The organism is Pseudoalteromonas maris (assembly GCF_049257235.1).
Classification (GTDB): domain Bacteria; phylum Pseudomonadota; class Gammaproteobacteria; order Enterobacterales; family Alteromonadaceae; genus Pseudoalteromonas.
The window spans coordinates 133,667-151,070 of record NZ_JBMMUF010000003.1 but is presented as its reverse complement, the minus strand read 5'-3'; the positions used below and the strand labels follow the sequence as shown (position 1 = coordinate 151,070).

General features: G+C 46.3%; 16 protein-coding genes. 12 read left to right on the top strand and 4 right to left on the bottom strand.

Annotated features, from left to right (window positions below):
• The first annotated feature begins 169 nt into the window (after nucleotides 1-169).
• The 3 genes from AAEU32_RS05590 (at nucleotide 170) to AAEU32_RS05580 (ending at nucleotide 3,122) form a co-directional block, all read left to right on the top strand.
• Entirely contained in the window at nucleotides 170-1,273 is a 1,104-nt protein-coding gene (locus tag AAEU32_RS05590; protein ID WP_421969542.1) for a phosphoribosylaminoimidazolesuccinocarboxamide synthase, read from the top strand.
• 209 nt (nucleotides 1,274-1,482) lie between these two features.
• Nucleotides 1,483-2,250 (top strand): glycosyltransferase family 2 protein, encoded by a 768-nt coding sequence (locus AAEU32_RS05585; protein WP_421969541.1) that lies wholly within the window; start codon nucleotides 1,483-1,485, stop codon nucleotides 2,248-2,250.
• 47 nt (nucleotides 2,251-2,297) lie between these two features.
• Nucleotides 2,298-3,122, top strand: a complete 825-nt coding sequence (locus tag AAEU32_RS05580) for a sulfurtransferase (RefSeq protein ID WP_421969540.1) — start codon at nucleotides 2,298-2,300, stop codon at nucleotides 3,120-3,122.
• Between the two features lie 47 nt (nucleotides 3,123-3,169).
• Here the strand turns inward: AAEU32_RS05580 and AAEU32_RS05575 are convergent, their stop codons facing one another.
• The gene (locus tag AAEU32_RS05575) at nucleotides 3,170-4,138 is read right to left on the bottom strand and encodes a class 1 fructose-bisphosphatase (protein WP_421969539.1); all 969 of its coding nucleotides are present in this window, start codon (nucleotides 4,136-4,138) and stop codon (nucleotides 3,170-3,172) included.
• A 172-nt stretch (nucleotides 4,139-4,310) separates the two neighbouring features.
• On the opposite strand from AAEU32_RS05575, the gene AAEU32_RS05570 reads away from it, so the two are divergent.
• From AAEU32_RS05570 to panP, 7 genes are all read left to right on the top strand, one after another.
• Nucleotides 4,311-6,740: a zinc-dependent metalloprotease gene (locus tag AAEU32_RS05570; protein ID WP_421969538.1), complete on the top strand. Its 2,430-nt coding sequence runs from the start codon at nucleotides 4,311-4,313 to the stop codon at nucleotides 6,738-6,740.
• Between the two features lie 87 nt (nucleotides 6,741-6,827).
• The gene (gene mpl / locus AAEU32_RS05565) at nucleotides 6,828-8,183 is read left to right on the top strand and encodes a UDP-N-acetylmuramate:L-alanyl-gamma-D-glutamyl-meso-diaminopimelate ligase (RefSeq protein WP_421969537.1); all 1,356 of its coding nucleotides are present in this window, start codon (nucleotides 6,828-6,830) and stop codon (nucleotides 8,181-8,183) included.
• Complete coding sequence (locus tag AAEU32_RS05560) at nucleotides 8,180-8,803, top strand: flavin prenyltransferase UbiX (protein WP_421969536.1); 624 nt, start codon at nucleotides 8,180-8,182, stop codon at nucleotides 8,801-8,803. The genes mpl and AAEU32_RS05560 overlap by 4 nt, the downstream gene beginning before the upstream one ends.
• The gene (locus AAEU32_RS05555; protein WP_421969535.1) at nucleotides 8,804-9,724 is read left to right on the top strand and encodes an ABC transporter ATP-binding protein; all 921 of its coding nucleotides are present in this window, start codon (nucleotides 8,804-8,806) and stop codon (nucleotides 9,722-9,724) included.
• Nucleotides 9,725-9,727: 3 nt separating this feature from the next.
• A complete protein-coding gene (locus AAEU32_RS05550; RefSeq protein ID WP_421969534.1) occupies nucleotides 9,728-10,495 on the top strand; it encodes an ABC transporter permease in 768 nt (255 codons plus the stop codon).
• On the top strand, nucleotides 10,495-11,160 hold the full coding sequence (gene trmB / locus AAEU32_RS05545) for a tRNA (guanine(46)-N(7))-methyltransferase TrmB (protein WP_421969533.1): 666 nt from the start codon (nucleotides 10,495-10,497) through the stop codon (nucleotides 11,158-11,160). The genes AAEU32_RS05550 and trmB overlap by 1 nt, the downstream gene beginning before the upstream one ends.
• Nucleotides 11,161-11,378: 218 nt before the next feature.
• Nucleotides 11,379-13,004 (top strand): pyridoxal-dependent aspartate 1-decarboxylase PanP, encoded by a 1,626-nt coding sequence (gene panP / locus AAEU32_RS05540; RefSeq protein ID WP_421969532.1) that lies wholly within the window; start codon nucleotides 11,379-11,381, stop codon nucleotides 13,002-13,004.
• On the opposite strand, the gene AAEU32_RS05535 is transcribed toward panP, so the two are convergent.
• From AAEU32_RS05535 to AAEU32_RS05525, 3 genes are read right to left on the bottom strand one after another with little or no spacing between them, the layout of a single operon-like run.
• Nucleotides 12,999-13,940 carry an alpha/beta fold hydrolase gene (locus AAEU32_RS05535; protein WP_421969531.1) on the bottom strand — a complete coding sequence of 314 codons (942 nt, stop codon included), beginning with the start codon at nucleotides 13,938-13,940 and terminating at the stop codon, nucleotides 12,999-13,001. The two genes, panP and AAEU32_RS05535, sit on opposite strands and share 6 nt — an antisense overlap.
• Before the next feature lie 6 nt (nucleotides 13,941-13,946).
• Complete coding sequence (locus AAEU32_RS05530) at nucleotides 13,947-15,314, bottom strand: ATP-binding protein (protein WP_421969530.1); 1,368 nt, start codon at nucleotides 15,312-15,314, stop codon at nucleotides 13,947-13,949.
• A complete protein-coding gene (locus tag AAEU32_RS05525) occupies nucleotides 15,315-16,001 on the bottom strand; it encodes a response regulator (RefSeq protein ID WP_421969529.1) in 687 nt (228 codons plus the stop codon).
• A gap of 178 nt (nucleotides 16,002-16,179) precedes the next feature.
• Here AAEU32_RS05525 and AAEU32_RS05520 point away from each other — a divergent pair, with 178 nt between their 5' ends.
• Together AAEU32_RS05520 and AAEU32_RS05515 are read left to right on the top strand one after the other, a co-directional pair.
• Nucleotides 16,180-16,623, top strand: a complete 444-nt coding sequence (locus AAEU32_RS05520; protein WP_421969528.1) for a Spy/CpxP family protein refolding chaperone — start codon at nucleotides 16,180-16,182, stop codon at nucleotides 16,621-16,623.
• A 210-nt stretch (nucleotides 16,624-16,833) separates the two neighbouring features.
• Nucleotides 16,834-17,352, top strand: a complete 519-nt coding sequence (locus AAEU32_RS05515) for a YcxB family protein (protein WP_421969527.1) — start codon at nucleotides 16,834-16,836, stop codon at nucleotides 17,350-17,352.
• Nucleotides 17,353-17,404 lie beyond the last annotated feature (52 nt).

The following is a 17,404-nucleotide window of genomic DNA, read 5'->3' as shown; positions in this document are numbered from 1 at the left end:
CCATTGCTTTTATGCTCAAGCGAAAAAAGATAGGACAAAAGTCCGCTTGTATGGGCGTTTTTCTTTATCTTCGTGCAAACCTAGCTTATCATAGCGCGCCTGAAAGTATGGGTTGTGAACAACCCTCACACTGCCATTGAATTGATGCTAAAGCCCCGTTGGAGTAGCCATGAGCAATTACAAAGTCTTAGATGTTAACGATGATTTACCGATTCGCACAAAAGGTCCTGTGCACAGTGGTAAAGTCCGTTCTGTTTATTGGTTAACCGAACAAGACAGTGCCCGTTTAATCGCCGAAAAAGGTTATGCCGTTCCATTAGGTACCGAGCTTGCTATCATGGTGATTTCTGACCGTATTTCAGCCTTTGACTGCATCTGGCAAGGTGAAAATGGGCTTAATGGTGTTCCAGGTAAAGGCATCGCCTTAAATGCAGTGGCTTCGCATTGGTTTAAACAATTTGATGCGGCGGGTTTGGCTGGGAATCATATTGTTGATATCCCACATCCTTACGTGTGGATTGTGCGTAAAGCGAAAACGGTGAAAGTAGAGGCTATTGCCCGACAGTATATTACTGGCAGTATGTGGCGAGACTATGCTAAAGGCATTCGCTCTTTCTGCGGTATTGATTTACCTGAAGGGTTAAACGCAAACCAAAAGTTAGATGAAGTACTTATTACGCCCTCAACAAAGGGGATCATCGAAGGCTTAGATGATGTGCCAGCAGTTGATGATGTAAATATTACTCGCAAGAATATTACTGACAATTTAGCGGCGTTTGACTTCAACTCTGAAGACGATGTTGCTCAATATGAGCATTTATTAGTTCAAGGTTTTAACCTCATCAGTGCTGAACTTGCCAAGCTAGATCAAATTTTCGTCGATACTAAGTTTGAATTTGGTTACGTTGAAGACATCGATGGCAACGAGCAGCTTATTTACATTGATGAAGTAGGTACGCCGGATTCTTCACGTATATGGGACGGTCCAGCTTATCGAGACGGTAAAATTATCGAGAACTCAAAAGAAGGCTTCCGCCAACTATTAATCAACAATGTGCCTGATAGTGATGTACTGCTAAACAAAGATCGCATGGATGAGCGTGAGGCATTAGCGAAAGAATACAAATTGCCTGTTGAAGTGATGATGGCTGTTTCGCAAACTTATGTGGGCATCGCCAGCAAGATCATTGGTGAAGATATCGCAATTCCAACAGACCCACGCAGTGAAATTATTGCGATTCTTGATGAACGCTACGGTTTAATTGACGCGTAAACTAAAATAATATCTGAAGCCTGTGTCGTACTTTCATAGATGCAGGCTCCTACCTCTTGTTACTCATTGTTTTTCCCAGAGATCTGCTCTAGTTGTTTATTAATATTCATGCAACAATAAGCTTTTAACTAGCATAACTGCCTTCCTTATTTGCCCGTAAGTAGGTCAGTTTTACGCGTAATTCATATCCATAAAGTGGTAACAGGCATATGAAAACTCCAATTAGTGCATTTTTGATCACCTGTAATGAACAAGCCCACATAAGGGAAGCATTGGAAGCGCTTGTAGAATTTGATGAGGTAATTGTTGTCGACTCCGGTAGTGAGGACGACACCGTCGCGATTGCTAAGGAATGTGGTGCTAAAGTTTATCATCAGCCATGGTTAGGTTTTGCTAAACAAAAAAACTATGCGATGTCTTTATGTCGTAATGACTGGGTTATAAATGTTGATGGTGATGAAATACTCAGTGCCGAATGTGTAAGTGAAGTCCAATCAATTGTTGACAGTGGCAACTATGACGCTATTCGAATGTATTTTGAAGATGAGTTTTGGGGAGCGCCTATGCACCCTAAAAGTAAAAAACGTTCAATAACTCGAATATTTAAACGCTCACAGGCGCAATTTCCCCTGCATCGAAAGGTGCATGAAAACATTCAATTACCCTCAGGAGCTCGACTTGCACACCTAAGTAACTTGGTTTATCACTATGGTTATAACAGCACCGAGTTTTACATGTACAAACAAAATTGTTATTCGGGGTTAAAAGCCAGTGAAAAATTTGAGGCGAGTGCGACTCCCTCGATTGCGAAGCTGCTGCTTGTGTTTCCGCTTACATTCATAAAAATGTATGTTCTTAAAAAGAGCTATAAATCTGGAGTAAGAGGTTTTGTGCATTCTATGATTAATGCAATGTATAGCTTTTTAAAAGAAGCGAAACTATTTGAGCTCACTTATCGCAATAATCGTAAATCGTAATTACGTGCTGATGTAATGGAATAGAATTGACTAGGTTGGAATAAAGTATGTCTGAACAACTATCAGCGCAGCAACTATCATCGCGTCTCCATGACCCGCATCTTGTCATTTTTGATGCGGGTATGGTCATGCCGGGGAAAACGGGTGATTACCACCCCGGTGCAGTAATCAAAGGTGCGCAGCGCTTCGATATTAAAACGGCGCTAGCCGATACCTGTAGTCCGTGGCCCAACACCCTGTGCAGTGCCGAGCAGTTTACGCAGCAGATGCAACTTGCTGGAGTGAATCAAGACTCTGAAGTGGTTTTGTATGACGACCAAGGGTTGTTCAGCGCAGCTCGTGCTTGGTGGATGTTTAAAGCATTTGGTTTTAACAACGTCAAAGTACTCAAAGGGGGTCTGCCAGCATGGCGCAATGCTGAGTATCCAGTGCAACAAGGATGGAGCGAGTCGCCGCAACGGGGCAATTTTAACGCTCAGCCAATTGCAGGTTTGTTTATCAACACCGAGCAGGTGCTCAAAGGGATAGATGATGAAGCGACGCTGTTATTAGATGCACGTCCTGCAGGTCGTTTTAGTGGTGAAGCGAGCGAACCTCGCGAGGGTATGCGATCAGGGCATATTCCTAATTCTAAGAACTTGCCTTACGCCGACATCATTGTTGATGGCGCGTTGATTGATAAACCTGAACTACAACACAAGTTAGCCCTGTTAATAACAGCCCCAGTCAAAAACCTTCAATTTAGTTGTGGCTCTGGGATCACTGCCTGTATTTTGGCTTTGGCAGCGTATGAATGTGGATACACAAACTTGCAGGTATATGACGGCTCATGGAGTGAATGGGGAGCGCGTCATGATTTGCCCTTGGGATAACAACAAGATTTGAAAAAGGCAGTGAACTCACTGCCTTTTTTTCAATGTTAAGCGTGGTAACTCAAACAGGTTTCCACTTCATCTTTTGAACCCAAAATCACCGCAACACGCTGGTGAATTTGCTCTGGCTCTATGTCCATGATGCGCTCATAACCTGTAGAGGCAACGCCTCCGGCTTGCTCTACCAGCATCGCCATTGGGTTTGCTTCGTACAACAAGCGTAATTTGTATGGCTTTTCAGGATTCTTGGTATCAGCAGGGTAAGTAAACACCCCACCGCGTGTAAGTACACGATGCACATCACCTACCATGGCTGCAATCCAACGCATATTGAAGTTTTCACCTCGTGGGCCTGTCTCACCCGCAAGCAAATCGGCAATGTAGTTTTTCATTGCGGGTTCCCAGTGACGCTGATTTGATGCGTTAATGGCAAACTCGCGCGTTGTTTTAGGTACCTGAACAAAGTCAGTGGTAAGCAAGAACGAACCATGAGTCTTGTCTAGGGTAAAGATACGGGTACCTTTACCTGTGGTCAGTGCCAGCATAGTCGATGGCCCATACAGCACATAGCCAGCGGCTACCTGCTGATCACCTTTTTGCAAAAAGATATTCGGATCGTTTGCATCTGCGTCTTTAGGTACCTGCATGATGGAGAAGATAGTGCCAACTAACGAGTTGATATCAATATTGGATGAGCCATCAAGCGGGTCAAAGGCAACGATATACTGGCCATCAGGATTACCAGCAACAGTGTCTGGTTCTTCTTCAGATGCAATGGCTTTAACATATCCTGACTCAAGCAGAATATCTTTAAGTAGTTGATTAGACAGTACATCGAGTTTCTTCTGTGTTTCGCCCTGAATATTTTCATCAAGGGTTGAGCCTAATACGCCAGAGAGTGCGCCTTGGCTAACACGAAAAGAGATTTCTTTACACGCTGCCAAAATGGTACGAATGAGTGAGACTAGGTCGTGTGAGCAACCGTCTTCAAGCAATACCGGTGGGAGTCGTCGCATGCTAATTTGTTCCTAAGTATATGGGCTCTAAACGGTTTTTAGAGTGAGAGAGTACCGCTTAGAATACGCTATATGTTTATCGCTAAGTGGTTGTAGATTGTATACATAGGGATATACTCAATGCATAACAATCGCTCCAAATAACAATACCGATAACAACAAAGTGAAAACTATGCCAACTAAGCAGATAATTCGCATCGTCATGTTTATGTTGTTGCTGCCTATGATAACTCAAGCGCACGCAGCAATTAAGTCTATCAGCCAATTTACTCAAAATATGAGCAAATATCCGGGCTATTTTACCTTTTATTACGCCAACGACGAGGGCAAGATCTACCTTGAGGTTGATAAAATCAAAGCGCCTTTCCTATTACAACAGAGTTTGCCTCATGGTATTGGCTCAAATGACATTGGCCTTGATAGAGGTCAATTAGGGAGTACATACCTTGCTCAGTTTGAGCGTATGGGCAATAAGGTCATGCTGCGTGCGTTGAACACCTATTACCGTGCTTCAAGTGAAAACCAAGCAGAGCAACAAAGTATCAGTGAAGCCTTTGCATCGAGTATTTTATTTGGCTTTGAAGTACAGGCGCTAACCGATACGCGGGTACTGATTGACTACACTCCGTATTTGCTCAGTGACGTCCATGGTGTGAGCCGCACCCTAGACGCGCGCAAACAGGGTAACTACAGCCTTGATACCAGCCGCAGCGCGGTGTACATGCCGCGTACTAAGTCGTTTATGAAAAATACCGAACTTGAAGCGGTGGTCACTTTTACAGGCAAAAATCCAGGTGAATATGTAAAACAGGTCAGTGCTGATCCCTATGCAATTAGCGTAAACATGCATCATTCTCTTATTGAACTGCCTGACGATGGTTATCAGCCTCGCGCCTTTCACCCAGAGTCTGGTTATTGGAGCATTGAGCACAAAGACTACTCTGCGCCGTTAGGGCAGAGTATGTTTGTTCGCTATATTCCGCGTCACCGTTTAGTGAAGAAAAACCCTAAGCAGGCAGTGAGTGAGCCTGTTAAACCGATTATTTACTACCTTGACCCAGGTGTGCCACAGCCAGTGCGAACAGCGCTACTTGATGGTGCTCGCTGGTGGAACTCGGCATTTGAAAAAGCAGGATACAAAAACGCTTTCCAAGTAAAAGTATTGCCTGATAACGCCGATCCAATGGACATTCGTTTTAACGTGATTCAATGGGTGCACCGAGCAACCCGAGGGTGGTCGTATGGCAGCTCCGTGATTGACCCTCGCACCGGTGAAATCATCAAAGGGCACGTTACATTAGGTTCATTGCGTGTACGCCAAGATATTTTAATTGCTGAGGCGCTTGCGGCTCCATATGCGCAGGGTGATGAGGTTGCTACGCAGCTGCAAGCTATGGCACTGGACAGAATTCGTCAGCTCAGTGCACATGAAATTGGCCATACACTGGGCATTGCACATAATTTTGCAGCTTCACCTAAAGCGCGAGCATCGGTGATGGATTATCCTCACCCATTAGTTAGCTTAAATGAGCAAGGTGAGCTTGATACGTCGCTCGGCTATGCCAAAGGCATGGGACTGTGGGATGAGCAAGTAATTAAGTACGGATATAGCGACTTGCGCAACCAAGATGAAGCGCAAGAACTTGCAAAAATTCTATCGCAAAACAAAGAGCTAGGCTTGGAATTTATTTCTGACCGTGACGCCAGAGCGCAAGGCGGCGCGCACCCAAGTGCGCATCTTTGGGATAACGGAGAGGACCCAGCAGCAGAGCTTGAGCGTGTGCTCGATATGCGAGCGAAGGCATTGGCACGATTTGGTAGCGAAAATATCAAGGCGGGCACATCGCTGTCACAACTTGAAGAGGTGTTAGTACCACTGTATTTGTTCCATCGTTATCAAGTTGAGGCGGCTGTGAAGCTGGTAGCAGGTGTAGATTACAGCTACGAAGTACGCACATCAGAGCCAAGCAAAGGCACACAGATTGTTGACGCGCAAATACAGCGCCAAGCGGTGGCTGCCTTGTTGAAAACCCTCGAGGCCAATGAGCTCGTAATCCCTGAGGCCATCGTCGCACTCATCCCACCAAAAGCCTACGGCGAATACACTACGCGTGAGAGCGTGGTTGGGCGCACGGGGATTACCCTTGACGCGCTAGCCTTACCTGAAGTGGCCGCGAATCACACACTCACTCTGCTATTACATCCGCAGCGTGTTAATCGTTTGGCGCAGCAAGGTGCACGCTCATCTTCTGCCTACAGTCTTGATGCACTACTTGATACTGTTGTAGAGCGTATTTTCGATAACGAACATGCCAATGACATGGAAGCAAAAGTACAGCATCGTATTCAATGGTTGACGGCGCAGCACTTTGCACAACTGGTTGCCAGCGACAAAGTAGCACCTGAGGTACAAGCGCAGTTTAAGTTTTATCTGCAGCGAGTTGCCAGTGATTACCGTCAGAACAAGCTGCTAGGCAGCGTAAGCTCAGGAGAGAGCGCGTTTAAGCAACACTTAGCAGACGCAATCAATCAGTTTTTAGAAACGGGTCAGTGGACTCAGAGCTTCAAGCCATTGCCTATGCCACCAGGTTCGCCTATCTAGCTAGATTGGTTGAGCTAAATTTGGCATCATATACAGCCGCTTAGAGCTTTGCTTTGAGCGGCTTTATTTTTTGTATTGGAAGTCATTATGCACATACATATTCTCGGTATTTGTGGCACCTTTATGGGTGGTATAGCAGCCATAGCTAAGGCGCTTGGGCATCACGTTACTGGTTCTGATCAGAACGTTTATCCGCCGATGAGCACACAACTTGAAGAGTTAGGGATTGAACTCGTGCAAGGCTACGATCCTGCCCAGTTAGACCCTGCGCCAGATGTGGTGGTCATTGGTAATGCCATGAGCCGCGGTAACCCATGTGTTGAATATGTATTAGAGAAGGGGCTACGCTATACCTCGGGCCCTGAGTGGTTAAAAGAGCACATCTTACGTGATAGCTGGGTACTTGCTGTGGCAGGCACTCATGGAAAAACGACCACCGCCAGCATGTTAGCGTGGGTGCTTGAGTATGCAGGCTTAAAACCGGGCTTTCTTATCGGTGGAGTAGTGCAAAATTTTGGTATTTCCGCACGCGTGGGGCAAACGCCGTTCTTTGTTATCGAAGCAGATGAATATGACACCGCCTTTTTCGATAAGCGCAGCAAGTTTGTGCACTATCTGCCTCGTACGCTCATTCTAAATAACTTGGAATTTGATCACGCTGATATTTTTGCCGATCTTGGCGCAATTCAAACTCAATTCCATCATCTACTGCGTACCTTACCTGCATCTGGAAAAGCAATTTATCCCAGTGACGATCACGCGCTCGTTGAAGTGATTGAAAAAGGTTTCTGGAGTGAACAAGAAACCTTAGGAAAAACGCAGTGGGATTATGAATTAATCAAGGCCGATGGCAGCGAGTTTACCGTCTTGTTTGCAGGTGAACCCCAGGGTGTGGTGCGCTGGCACGCGATTGGTGAGCACAATGTGAAAAACGCGTTGATGACCATAGCTGCGGCCCGTCATGTCGGTATTCCGGTAGCCAGTAGTATTGCCGCTTTGGCTGAGTTTATCTCTCCAAAACGCCGTATGGAGCATAAAGGCAAGGTGGCCAATGTTGATGTATACGATGATTTTGCGCACCACCCAACGGCAATCGCAACAACACTTGCTGGGCTACGTGCTAAAGTAGGGGATGAGCGCATCATTGCCGTATTAGAGCCGCGCTCGAACACCATGAAAATGGGCGTTCACCAAGATACCTTGCTAGCGTCACTACAAACAGCAGATGACGTGTTTGTATTTGAGCCACCTAATCTTGGTTGGTCTTTGCAACAACAAGCCCAGCAAGCGGGGGCAAGTTGCCACAGTGATATCGACGAGTTGGTTAATGATTTAGTCTCACACGCTACACCGAATAGCCATATATTGGTAATGAGTAACGGTGGCTTTGGTGGCATTCATCAAAAGCTGCTAGATGCTTTGGCGCAAAAGGAAATATCATGAGTACATACAAAGAACCTATTACCCTTGCGTTTAGCGGCGCTTCGGGAGCCCCCTATGGGTTGAAGTTACTGCAGGTGCTTATTGAGCAAGGACACCAAGTTTTTGTGTTGATCTCCAGTGCCGCCCGCGTCGTATTCGATACCGAATCAGGCATTAAGCTTTCTGGCAATGAAGACAAGGCGACTGAACAACTAAGCGAATTGGTTGGTGCCGCACACGGTCAGTTACGTGTGTTTGGTAAAGATAACTGGTTTAGCCCAGTGGCTTCAGGGTCTGCGGCGCCAAAGAAAATGGTGGTATGTCCATGCAGTGCAGGTACGGTGTCTGCCATCGCTACTGGTGCGTCGGATAACCTAATGGAACGCGCTGCGGATGTAGTGATTAAAGAACGTGGGCAACTGATTTTAGTTCCAAGAGAAACTCCCTTTAGTGAAATCCATCTCGAAAACATGCTCAAACTAGCGCGCATGGGCGTCACTATTATGCCAGCCGCGCCGGGATTTTATCATCAACCTGAGTCTATCGATGACTTAGTTAATTTTATGGTCGCACGTATTCTTGACCATTTGGGCATAGCGCAAACACTTACCTCACGCTGGGGTTATGGAGAGCAGAAGTAAATGACCATTGCATTGAATATTCAAGGGTTAAAGAAGACCTACAAAAATGGCGTAGAAGCCGTCAAAGACATTGATTTACAAGTAGAGCAGGGCGACTTCTTTGCCTTGCTCGGCCCTAATGGCGCCGGTAAGTCGACTACGATTGGCGTGATAGCCTCACTGGTGAATAAAACCTCGGGCAAAGTCGAGGTGTTTGGCCACGACATCGATACCCATCTTGAGGCGGCCAAATCGGAGCTAGGTTTGGTGCCACAAGAATTTAACTTCAGCCAATTTGAGACCTTGCAGCAAATTTTGGTCAACCAAGCAGGGTATTATGGTGTGCCAAGAGCAGAGGCACATAAGCGGGCTGACAAATACCTAGCTCAGCTGGGTTTACTCGATAAAAAAGACAAAGCAGCACGCACCTTATCCGGTGGTATGAAGCGTCGTTTGATGATTGCTCGTGCCCTGATGCATGAACCAAAACTGTTGATTTTGGACGAGCCTACCGCGGGAGTGGATATCGAATTGCGCCGTTCTATGTGGGACTTCTTGCGCGAAATCAATAAGCAAGGTGTCACCATCATTCTGACCACGCACTACCTTGAAGAGGCAGAGTTGCTGTGTAAGAACATTGCCATTATCGATAAAGGCATCATTGTTGAACACACTACAATCAAGGCGCTACTTGCTAAGTTAGATAAAGAAACCTTCGTGCTGGATTTAAAACAGCCAGTGCAGCCAGTGACCCTTGAGGGTTATGCCTTCACCATGAGTGACGAGCACACCTTAGAAGTGGAAGTGGCAAAATCGCAAGGCCTTAACGGTGTGTTTAGCGCGTTGAGTGAGCAAGGCAACACCGTATTAAGTATGCGTAATAAGGCAAACCGATTGGAAGAGTTATTCGTGGGCTTGTTAAATCAAGGGCGAGGGGAGTAAACAATGTTGAAATATGGCGTCGCGCTAAAGAGTATTTGGATAAAAGAGTGTATTCGCTTTTTGCGAATTTGGGTGCAAACCCTTGTTCCGCCAGCAATTACTATGACTCTGTATTTTGTCATTTTCGGTAGTCTCATTGGCTCTCGTATCGGCGAAATGGGCGGTTTTAGTTACATGGAGTTTATTGTTCCGGGTTTGATCATGATGTCGGTGATCACCAACTCCTACTCTAATGTGGCCTCGAGCTTCTATTCCACCAAATTCCAAAAGAGTATTGAGGAACTACTCGTTGCTCCTGTACCTAACTATATTATCGTGCTGGGTTATATGGGCGGCGGTATGGCGCGCGGCATGTTGGTAGGCTTTATTGTCACCTTGGTGTCGTTGTTTTTCGTTGATATTCAGATACATAATATCTTTGTGATTATCGCAACGGTGATCCTTACCTCGGCAGTTTTCGCCTTGGGTGGCCTTATCAATGCCGTGTATGCGAACAGCTTTGACGATATTAGTATTATCCCGACCTTTGTGCTCACGCCCTTAACCTATTTGGGCGGCGTGTTTTACTCTATCACCTTGTTGCCTGAGTTTTGGCAAGGCGTGTCGCAGCTCAACCCAATCATTTACATGGTTAATGCATTTCGTTTTGGCTTTTTAGGGGTATCTGACGTCAACATCTGGTTTGCATTTAGCGTACTGCTTGTCTTTATCACCGTGTTATTTACAGTGGCACTGACCTTAATTCGCAAAGGTGTGGGGTTACGCCACTGATGAGTGAAGCAAATTCAAGAGCCATAGAATCAAACCAGCCGAGCTTGCATGACAAGCTCGATGAGGTGGTGAATAAACACTTAAAGGCTGAGTTTAAAAAGCCCATTGCCGCACACACGCAAGCTGCTTTTGATGAAGTGAACGAGAAGGTGCAGGCGTTTTCGGGGCCGATTATTCTCGACTCGTGTTGCGGAGTCGGTGAAAGTACCGCCAACCTTGCTCGTTTGCACCCACAAGCCTTGGTGATAGGCATAGATAAATCGGCGCACCGATTGGACAAGCATGATGTGCAATATCGTCAAGACGACGATGCCAAATACATCTTGGTGCAAGCGGATTTAAATGACTTCTGGCGTTTGGCTGTGCAGGCTAAGTGGCAACCAACGCATCATTATTTGCTATATCCAAACCCGTGGCCCAAAGCCAAGCATTTGCAACGTCGCTGGCATGGAGCACCAATATTTCCAAGCATTGTCGCCCTAGGCGGCAAGCTAGAAGTGCGTAGTAACTGGGATATCTATGTACGTGAATTTGCCCGTGCTCTACAATTGGCAGGACACCCAACGCAGGTAAATGAGTATGCGAGCGACACGTCGATTACGCCTTTTGAGCGAAAATATTGGGCCAGTGGCCAAAAAAGCTACCGTCTGATTGTCGACCTGTGAGAGTGCATTGAGTCGACTCATCACCCTTAAAATCGGCTCAACGTCGCCATTTGTGGTGCGATTGTCGTAAAAATTCATGCTCGTTTTATAAAGCTGCAAGACTTTCAAAGGGGATTGCTATAAAGTGAGCGCTAGTAAATTGAACCGCCTGAAGCAATTATTTGATGTGAGCAAGGGTTCACATTCTTTGTATTCAAGCCAACCCAATTAGGTACGTCATGAGTGATAAGCGTTTTGCCGTAGCATCAGAACAGAGTTTGATGCGCGTCTTTACGGTGCCTGAAGCGCCGGACTCAACGCTCAGCAAAATAGAAGCCGAAATATCCAGTAACCTGGCCGGCTTTCTAAATGAGAATATTGCGGCTGTTGAAAAGCCGTTGCATGAGATCGAGCGAGACTTCGAGTCTGCACAGATCCCAGAAGAACCTATGTTTGTTAGCGCTCATGCTCAAGACATCATGGAAAAGTTGGTTGCACACTCTGTGCACACCGCAGCCCCAAGTTTTATTGGCCACATGACGTCAGCGTTGCCGCATTTCGTCCTGCCGCTATCAAAACTCATGGTAGGGCTAAACCAAAACCTAGTAAAAATTGAAACCTCTAAAGCGTTTACGCCATTGGAGCGCCAAGTTATTGGTATGTTGCATCACATGGCTTATGAGCGAGATGAAGCGTTTTACGATAAGTGGATGCACAGTGCCAAAACATCTTTAGGGGCGTTTTGCTCAGGTGGCACAGTAGCTAATATCACCGCGCTGTGGATTGCCCGCAACCGCCTATTGAAACCTGAAGGGGACTTTAAAGGTATTGGCGCTCAAGGGCTTGTTGCCGCTATGTTCCACTATGGCTACAAAGGCTTGGCAGTACTGGTGTCTGAGCGTGGTCACTACTCATTAGGTAAATCAGCTGATTTACTCGGTATTGGCCGAGACAACTTTATCTCCATCCCGACAGATGAAAATAACCGTGTTGACGTTGAGGCCATGCGCAAAGAAGCGCTCGCGCTGCAAGCTCAGGGTATCAAGGTGATGGCGATTGTGGGTGTGGCAGGGACCACGGAGACGGGCAATATCGACCCGCTTCAAGACATGGCCGATTTAGCCGCGGAGATTGACTGTCACTTTCACGTTGATGCTGCATGGGGCGGTGCTACCTTGCTATCGCACAATGCACGTCATCTGCTTAGGGGTATAGAACGAGCTGACTCCATCACCATCGATGCGCATAAGCAAATGTATGTGCCTATGGGCGCTGGGGTGGTGCTGTTCAAAGACCCAAGTGCGACTGACGCGATTGAACATCATGCTGAATATATTTTGCGTAAAGGTTCAAAAGACTTAGGAAGTCATACGCTGGAGGGCAGTCGCCCGGGCATGGCGATGCTGGTGCATGCGTGTTTGCGGATCATTGGCCGCAAAGGCTATGAAATGCTGATTGATAAAAGCTTGGAAAAGGCGCGTTACTTTGCCGATCTCATCAAAGCCGATGAAGATTTTGAATTGGTCTCTGAGCCTGAACTGTGCTTGTTGACTTATCGCTTTATCCCCAAGGCAATTCAACAGCGGTTGAAAACGGCCGATGAGCAAACCAAGTTAGATATTTACGCTGCGCTAAATCGTTTTACCGCTAGCATGCAAAAGCGCCAACGTGAAGCAGGTCGCTCGTTTGTATCGCGTACCCGCCTGACGCCTAAAGCTTATGGTTATCAGCCTACTGTGGTATTTCGTGTGGTGTTGGCAAACCCACTCACTTCGAAGCAAATACTGCAAGATATCATGGCAGAGCAGCGTGAGTTGGCGCTCTCAGATCCTATGTACAAGAAGTACTTGTCGAAGTATTTATAGGTGTTTGGCGAAACTCAGTAAGTCACGCAGTAACACCTTCCTAATTGCATCTTGTTCACACAAGAGCTCGTGCTTAGCACCTTGATACGTTTTTAAAACGGCTTGGCGTTGAGCATGAGCAAAGTCTTTATATAGTTCGGTGTCAACCACAGTGTCGTTTTGCGCCGCGGCGATAAATAGTGGGATTGGGCACTTACTTTTCTTAAGCTTTTTAATGGCTTTGAACGCCGCATTGAGCCATTTGTAGGTTACGCCACCAAGCTGAAGCTCCGGCTGCTGGGCATACAGCGCACGAAAGCGGCGATAACGCTCGGCACTGGAGGTTAACTCATTTTCAGCAAAAGGCACTGCGTTATAGGGGCCGTGTCCGGGTACATAAGCATCACCTTGCGTGAAGGTACACACCGAACTTGCCCACAGTTTGGCAAGCCAAGGTGCGGTGGACCCCGTGTGAATGGCCAGCATCGGTGCGCTTAAAAAGACGCCTGCAAACTGCTCAGGGTGAGTACATACATAATCCAGTGCAATTGCGCCTCCCATAGAGTGGCCTAAGAGCACTTTCTTAGCGCGCCAATGACGATTAACTACCTGCGTAATAAACTGATGTAAATCAGCTTTGTAGTCATCAAAATGACCAACATAGCCGCGGTGAGCGTCGTCTAAATGGCGGTATGAACGCCCTTGCCCTTGATGGTCAACGATAAACACCGCGATGTTGTTACGTGCTAGCTCCCACAACAACTCTTGGTATTTCTGCGCCGCCTCGATACGACCTGAACTAATAACAATGGCAAAGTCAGCTTGGTAAGGTATGTGATAGGCATAAAAAAGCTTACCGTGCTTTGTTTCTAAAAAGTCAGAGGTCATCTCAGTGTGCCAAAATTGCGCAATGGCCTCATCGTTTTTATGGAGCAAAGCTTCGCTGGAGTAAAACATTCAGTATTAGTTCGTAGGTATTTGAATTCTCGCTACTAAACCACCTTGTGGGTGATTTTGCAATAAAAGTACCCCTTTGTGCGCCGCAATTGCCTTATCGGCAATGGCCAGTCCTAAGCCTGTACCACCCCCTTGGCGCTCTCGCGCACTGCCTACACGATAAAAAGGCTCTGTGATGTGGGCGAGTTCTTGCTCAGGCACGCCAGGGCCATCGTCATGGATGGTCAACTCAAATAACTGAGAGCTCACAGTTAAGGAAACCTTAATGTGACTACGCGCGTATTTGATAGCGTTACGCAGTAGGTTCTCTATGGCGCTGGCGATAAGTTGTGGGTCTATATTCATCACTTTATGCGCATCAATATGTGGAATGTGCAGCGTCTTTTGCTGTGATTGCGCTTCAAAAACCGCGTTTTCAAACACGGGAGTGAGAAGTGTATCGACGGAGATAGCCTCTGTAGCAAGCTTTTGCTGGCGATTTTCTAATCGAGAGAGCATTAATATACGTGCGATCATCGCGTCTAATATTTGCGCTTCTTTGTCAATGCGCGCAAGGTGCTCGCCGACGCGGTCATGCTCTTGTTCTTGTGCCATTGCGCAGGCAAGAGAGAGGCGAGTAAGTGGAGAGCGAAGCTCGTGGGATATATCGCCCAGTAAAGAGCGCTGGCTAGTCACCAGCGTTTCTAGGCGTTGTGCCATCACATTAAAGTCTTTTGCCAGCGCTCCTAGTTCGTCATTACGGGTGTACGATGGCCCAACGCGAGCGGTTAAATTGCCCTCTGCTATGGCATTGGTGCTGCTGCGCAGAGATTTGATTGGGCCAATCAATGTGCGCGTAAATATAAAACTCAGCAATAACGAAGCACCAATCGCAACGGCGACTTTGACCCAGCTAGGCACAAACCTTAGGCGAAACATAAAAGGTAATGTTCCGCCTCGTCTTATTTCAAATAATTGATATTGGCCCTCAGGCAAAGTGATAAGCTCAGGACCAAAAGCTTGAAAGTTCTGGTGATAAATGAATTGTGGCGGCATATCGAGACGAAAGCTCAATAAGCTCAACTCGTTTTCATCGACACTAGTGAAATTGCGATAGCCCTCGCCGAGTTCCGGTGAATACACATACAGCTGTCGACGCGTTTTAAGACGCGGTCTGTCGATAAGCTGCTGCACGCTTAGAGTCTCTCTTTTGGCCGAGCGCTCTAAGCTGTGGGCGATGCGCTTTAAGCTATGAGCGTCTTCTTTGCGCAGCGGCTCATAGCTGATATCGCTGAAGTTCACTGAGGTCAACATTGCCAACGACCCCATGGTGGCTGCCAATGTTAGCCAAAACCACAGGAAAATCTTTACGTAGAGTTTGTTGAACATCTGCATTTAGTGGCTATCTCCGACTAATACATAACCTGCGCCACGCACCGTACGTACACGTTCTTGTTCTATATGCTCGCTTACTTTCTTACGTAAATTACTGACATGCATATCAATTGAGCGATCAAAGGGGGCAAGTCGTCGTCCTAACACCTGCTCACTGATCTGTTCTTTACTAATAATGGCGCCCGGCTCGCTCATAAGTAGATGCAAAATAGCAAACTCAGTCCCCGTTAAATGCAGTGGTTGGCCATTTGCTGTGGCGCAGCGACTGTGCATTTGAATACAAAGCCCTGAAAAATCGAGCTCAGCTCGCGGTTGGCTATTATTGATGTGTTCAATGCGTCGGGTGATGGCTTTAATGCGCGCGATAAGCTCGCGATGGTTAAATGGCTTGGGAATATAGTCGTCAGCACCGAGTTCAAGACCGAAAATGCGGTCAAAATCATCGCCTTTTGCAGTGAGCATAATGACCGGGACCACAGAGTGAGTGCGCAGTTGTTTGAGCACTTCAAAGCCGTCGATTTTAGGCAACATGACATCCAGCAACACCAGATCAAATTGACCATTTAGGGCTTGCTCAAGACCCTGTTCACCGTCGTGCGCACAGTGCACCTCAAAGTCTTGGCTTTGGATATAGTCGCTCAACATATTGGCCAACTCGATGTCATCATCGACTAAGAGAATTCTCATTTGCGTTTTCACTTCAATGCGTTGCTTAAATGCTTTGATAGTTTAATACTACCTGATCGCACACGCCGGCGGCGACATCTTTACACAACCTTTACACTGCCCTGACGTTGCTTTGCATTGCCAGCGCTAAACTTGTCTGCAAATAGAGTTCCCAACCACGGAAAATTAGGAGAAGAGTATGAATATTAAAGCCTTACTAATTGCAGGATTATTAACAGTAAGCGTAAGCTCGGCAGCTGCTTGGGCAGGTCACCACGGCGAAGGGCATAAACAGCGCGGCATGTTCGCTGAACGTATGATGCGCGCGCTAGATTTAAGCGAACAACAGCAAGCACAAATCAAAGCGCTAAGAGAGCAACATAAAAGCGAATTGAACCGAGGTGGGCGCAGAGAAATGAAAGCCAGTATGGATTCATTGGTGCGCACTAGTGCAGAGTTTGATGAACAAGCCGTTAAAGAACTCCTAGCTTCAAAGCAAGAGGAGCGTTTGCAACATCAGGTTGCACGCGTGAAGATGCAACATCAAATCTGGAATATTCTCACTGAAGAGCAGCAGGAGAAGTTTGCTCAAATGAAGGAAAACCATGAGCAACGCCGTGCGAGCAAGCGCGGTGAAAGATAACGCTCAGTCAGGCTTTGCCGCCAAGGAGGGTGAACAAGCCTAGTAGTCTGATTACCTTTGGCAAACCAACTACTCCAATTTAAAGAAATGCTAGGGTATTTCCTTAAATTGGAGTAGATCATATCTGATCTTGGTGTTTTAATGGATAGATTTTGGAAACTCGTATGCGCACTGCTAAAATGTTATACATACTTGAGGGAGCATTACAGGATGTTGATTACTTTTCGAATTCAAAAAGATGAGTATAAGAAATTTACCAAGTTTGCGTTAAAGCGAGCTTCAGGAAACAAAAGTGAAAAAAAGTCTTTTTTAGCTAGTTTTGCTATCTGGTTATTAATGGCAATTGTTTTCATGTTTATTTTCCTAGCCCTTGGTACAAAGGGATTTGATTTTGATATTGCGACAGCTGTAGTTGTTTTATTGCCAATATTAGTGGGCGTTGGTGTTTACTTTTACGAGATGCTAAAAATTCAAAAGCATGCATTGCCCAAAGAGGATGGCTTTTTGCTTTCAGAGAGTACAGTAGAGTTGAAAGAAGATGGACTACACGCATCAAAAGACTGCGCTACTTCTTTTTTTAGTTGGAAGGTTGTTGAATCGATAAGTGTTAATGATGGAGATTACTATTTGTTCATAGATAACATGTACGCGATTATCATTCCAAATTCTGCGTTTAAGAATGAAAATGAAGCAATAGAGTTCAAAGGTTTGATTAAGAAGTATGCATAACAAGGTCATGAATTTTACTCCTTCGTCGCCGGACACTCGTTCCTCGCGCCGA

What these genes read in the sequence shown, in the direction of transcription:
- AAEU32_RS05520 (WP_421969528.1), top strand. Translation starts at nt 16,180, where the DNA reads ATGAATATTAAAGCCTTACTAATTGCAGGATTATTAACAGTAAGCGTA.
- panP (WP_421969532.1), top strand. Translation starts at nt 11,379, where the DNA reads ATGAGTGATAAGCGTTTTGCCGTAGCATCAGAACAGAGTTTGATGCGC.
- AAEU32_RS05525 (WP_421969529.1), bottom strand. Translation starts at nt 16,001, where the DNA reads ATGAGAATTCTCTTAGTCGATGATGACATCGAGTTGGCCAATATGTTG.
- AAEU32_RS05580 (WP_421969540.1), top strand. Translation starts at nt 2,298, where the DNA reads ATGTCTGAACAACTATCAGCGCAGCAACTATCATCGCGTCTCCATGAC.
- AAEU32_RS05555 (WP_421969535.1), top strand. Translation starts at nt 8,804, where the DNA reads ATGACCATTGCATTGAATATTCAAGGGTTAAAGAAGACCTACAAAAAT.
- mpl (WP_421969537.1), top strand. Translation starts at nt 6,828, where the DNA reads ATGCACATACATATTCTCGGTATTTGTGGCACCTTTATGGGTGGTATA.
- AAEU32_RS05550 (WP_421969534.1), top strand. Translation starts at nt 9,728, where the DNA reads ATGTTGAAATATGGCGTCGCGCTAAAGAGTATTTGGATAAAAGAGTGT.
- AAEU32_RS05530 (WP_421969530.1), bottom strand. Translation starts at nt 15,314, where the DNA reads ATGCAGATGTTCAACAAACTCTACGTAAAGATTTTCCTGTGGTTTTGG.
- AAEU32_RS05560 (WP_421969536.1), top strand. Translation starts at nt 8,180, where the DNA reads ATGAGTACATACAAAGAACCTATTACCCTTGCGTTTAGCGGCGCTTCG.
- AAEU32_RS05570 (WP_421969538.1), top strand. Translation starts at nt 4,311, where the DNA reads ATGCCAACTAAGCAGATAATTCGCATCGTCATGTTTATGTTGTTGCTG.
- AAEU32_RS05515 (WP_421969527.1), top strand. Translation starts at nt 16,834, where the DNA reads ATGTTGATTACTTTTCGAATTCAAAAAGATGAGTATAAGAAATTTACC.
- AAEU32_RS05590 (WP_421969542.1), top strand. Translation starts at nt 170, where the DNA reads ATGAGCAATTACAAAGTCTTAGATGTTAACGATGATTTACCGATTCGC.
- trmB (WP_421969533.1), top strand. Translation starts at nt 10,495, where the DNA reads ATGAGTGAAGCAAATTCAAGAGCCATAGAATCAAACCAGCCGAGCTTG.
- AAEU32_RS05535 (WP_421969531.1), bottom strand. Translation starts at nt 13,940, where the DNA reads ATGTTTTACTCCAGCGAAGCTTTGCTCCATAAAAACGATGAGGCCATT.
- AAEU32_RS05585 (WP_421969541.1), top strand. Translation starts at nt 1,483, where the DNA reads ATGAAAACTCCAATTAGTGCATTTTTGATCACCTGTAATGAACAAGCC.
- AAEU32_RS05575 (WP_421969539.1), bottom strand. Translation starts at nt 4,138, where the DNA reads ATGCGACGACTCCCACCGGTATTGCTTGAAGACGGTTGCTCACACGAC.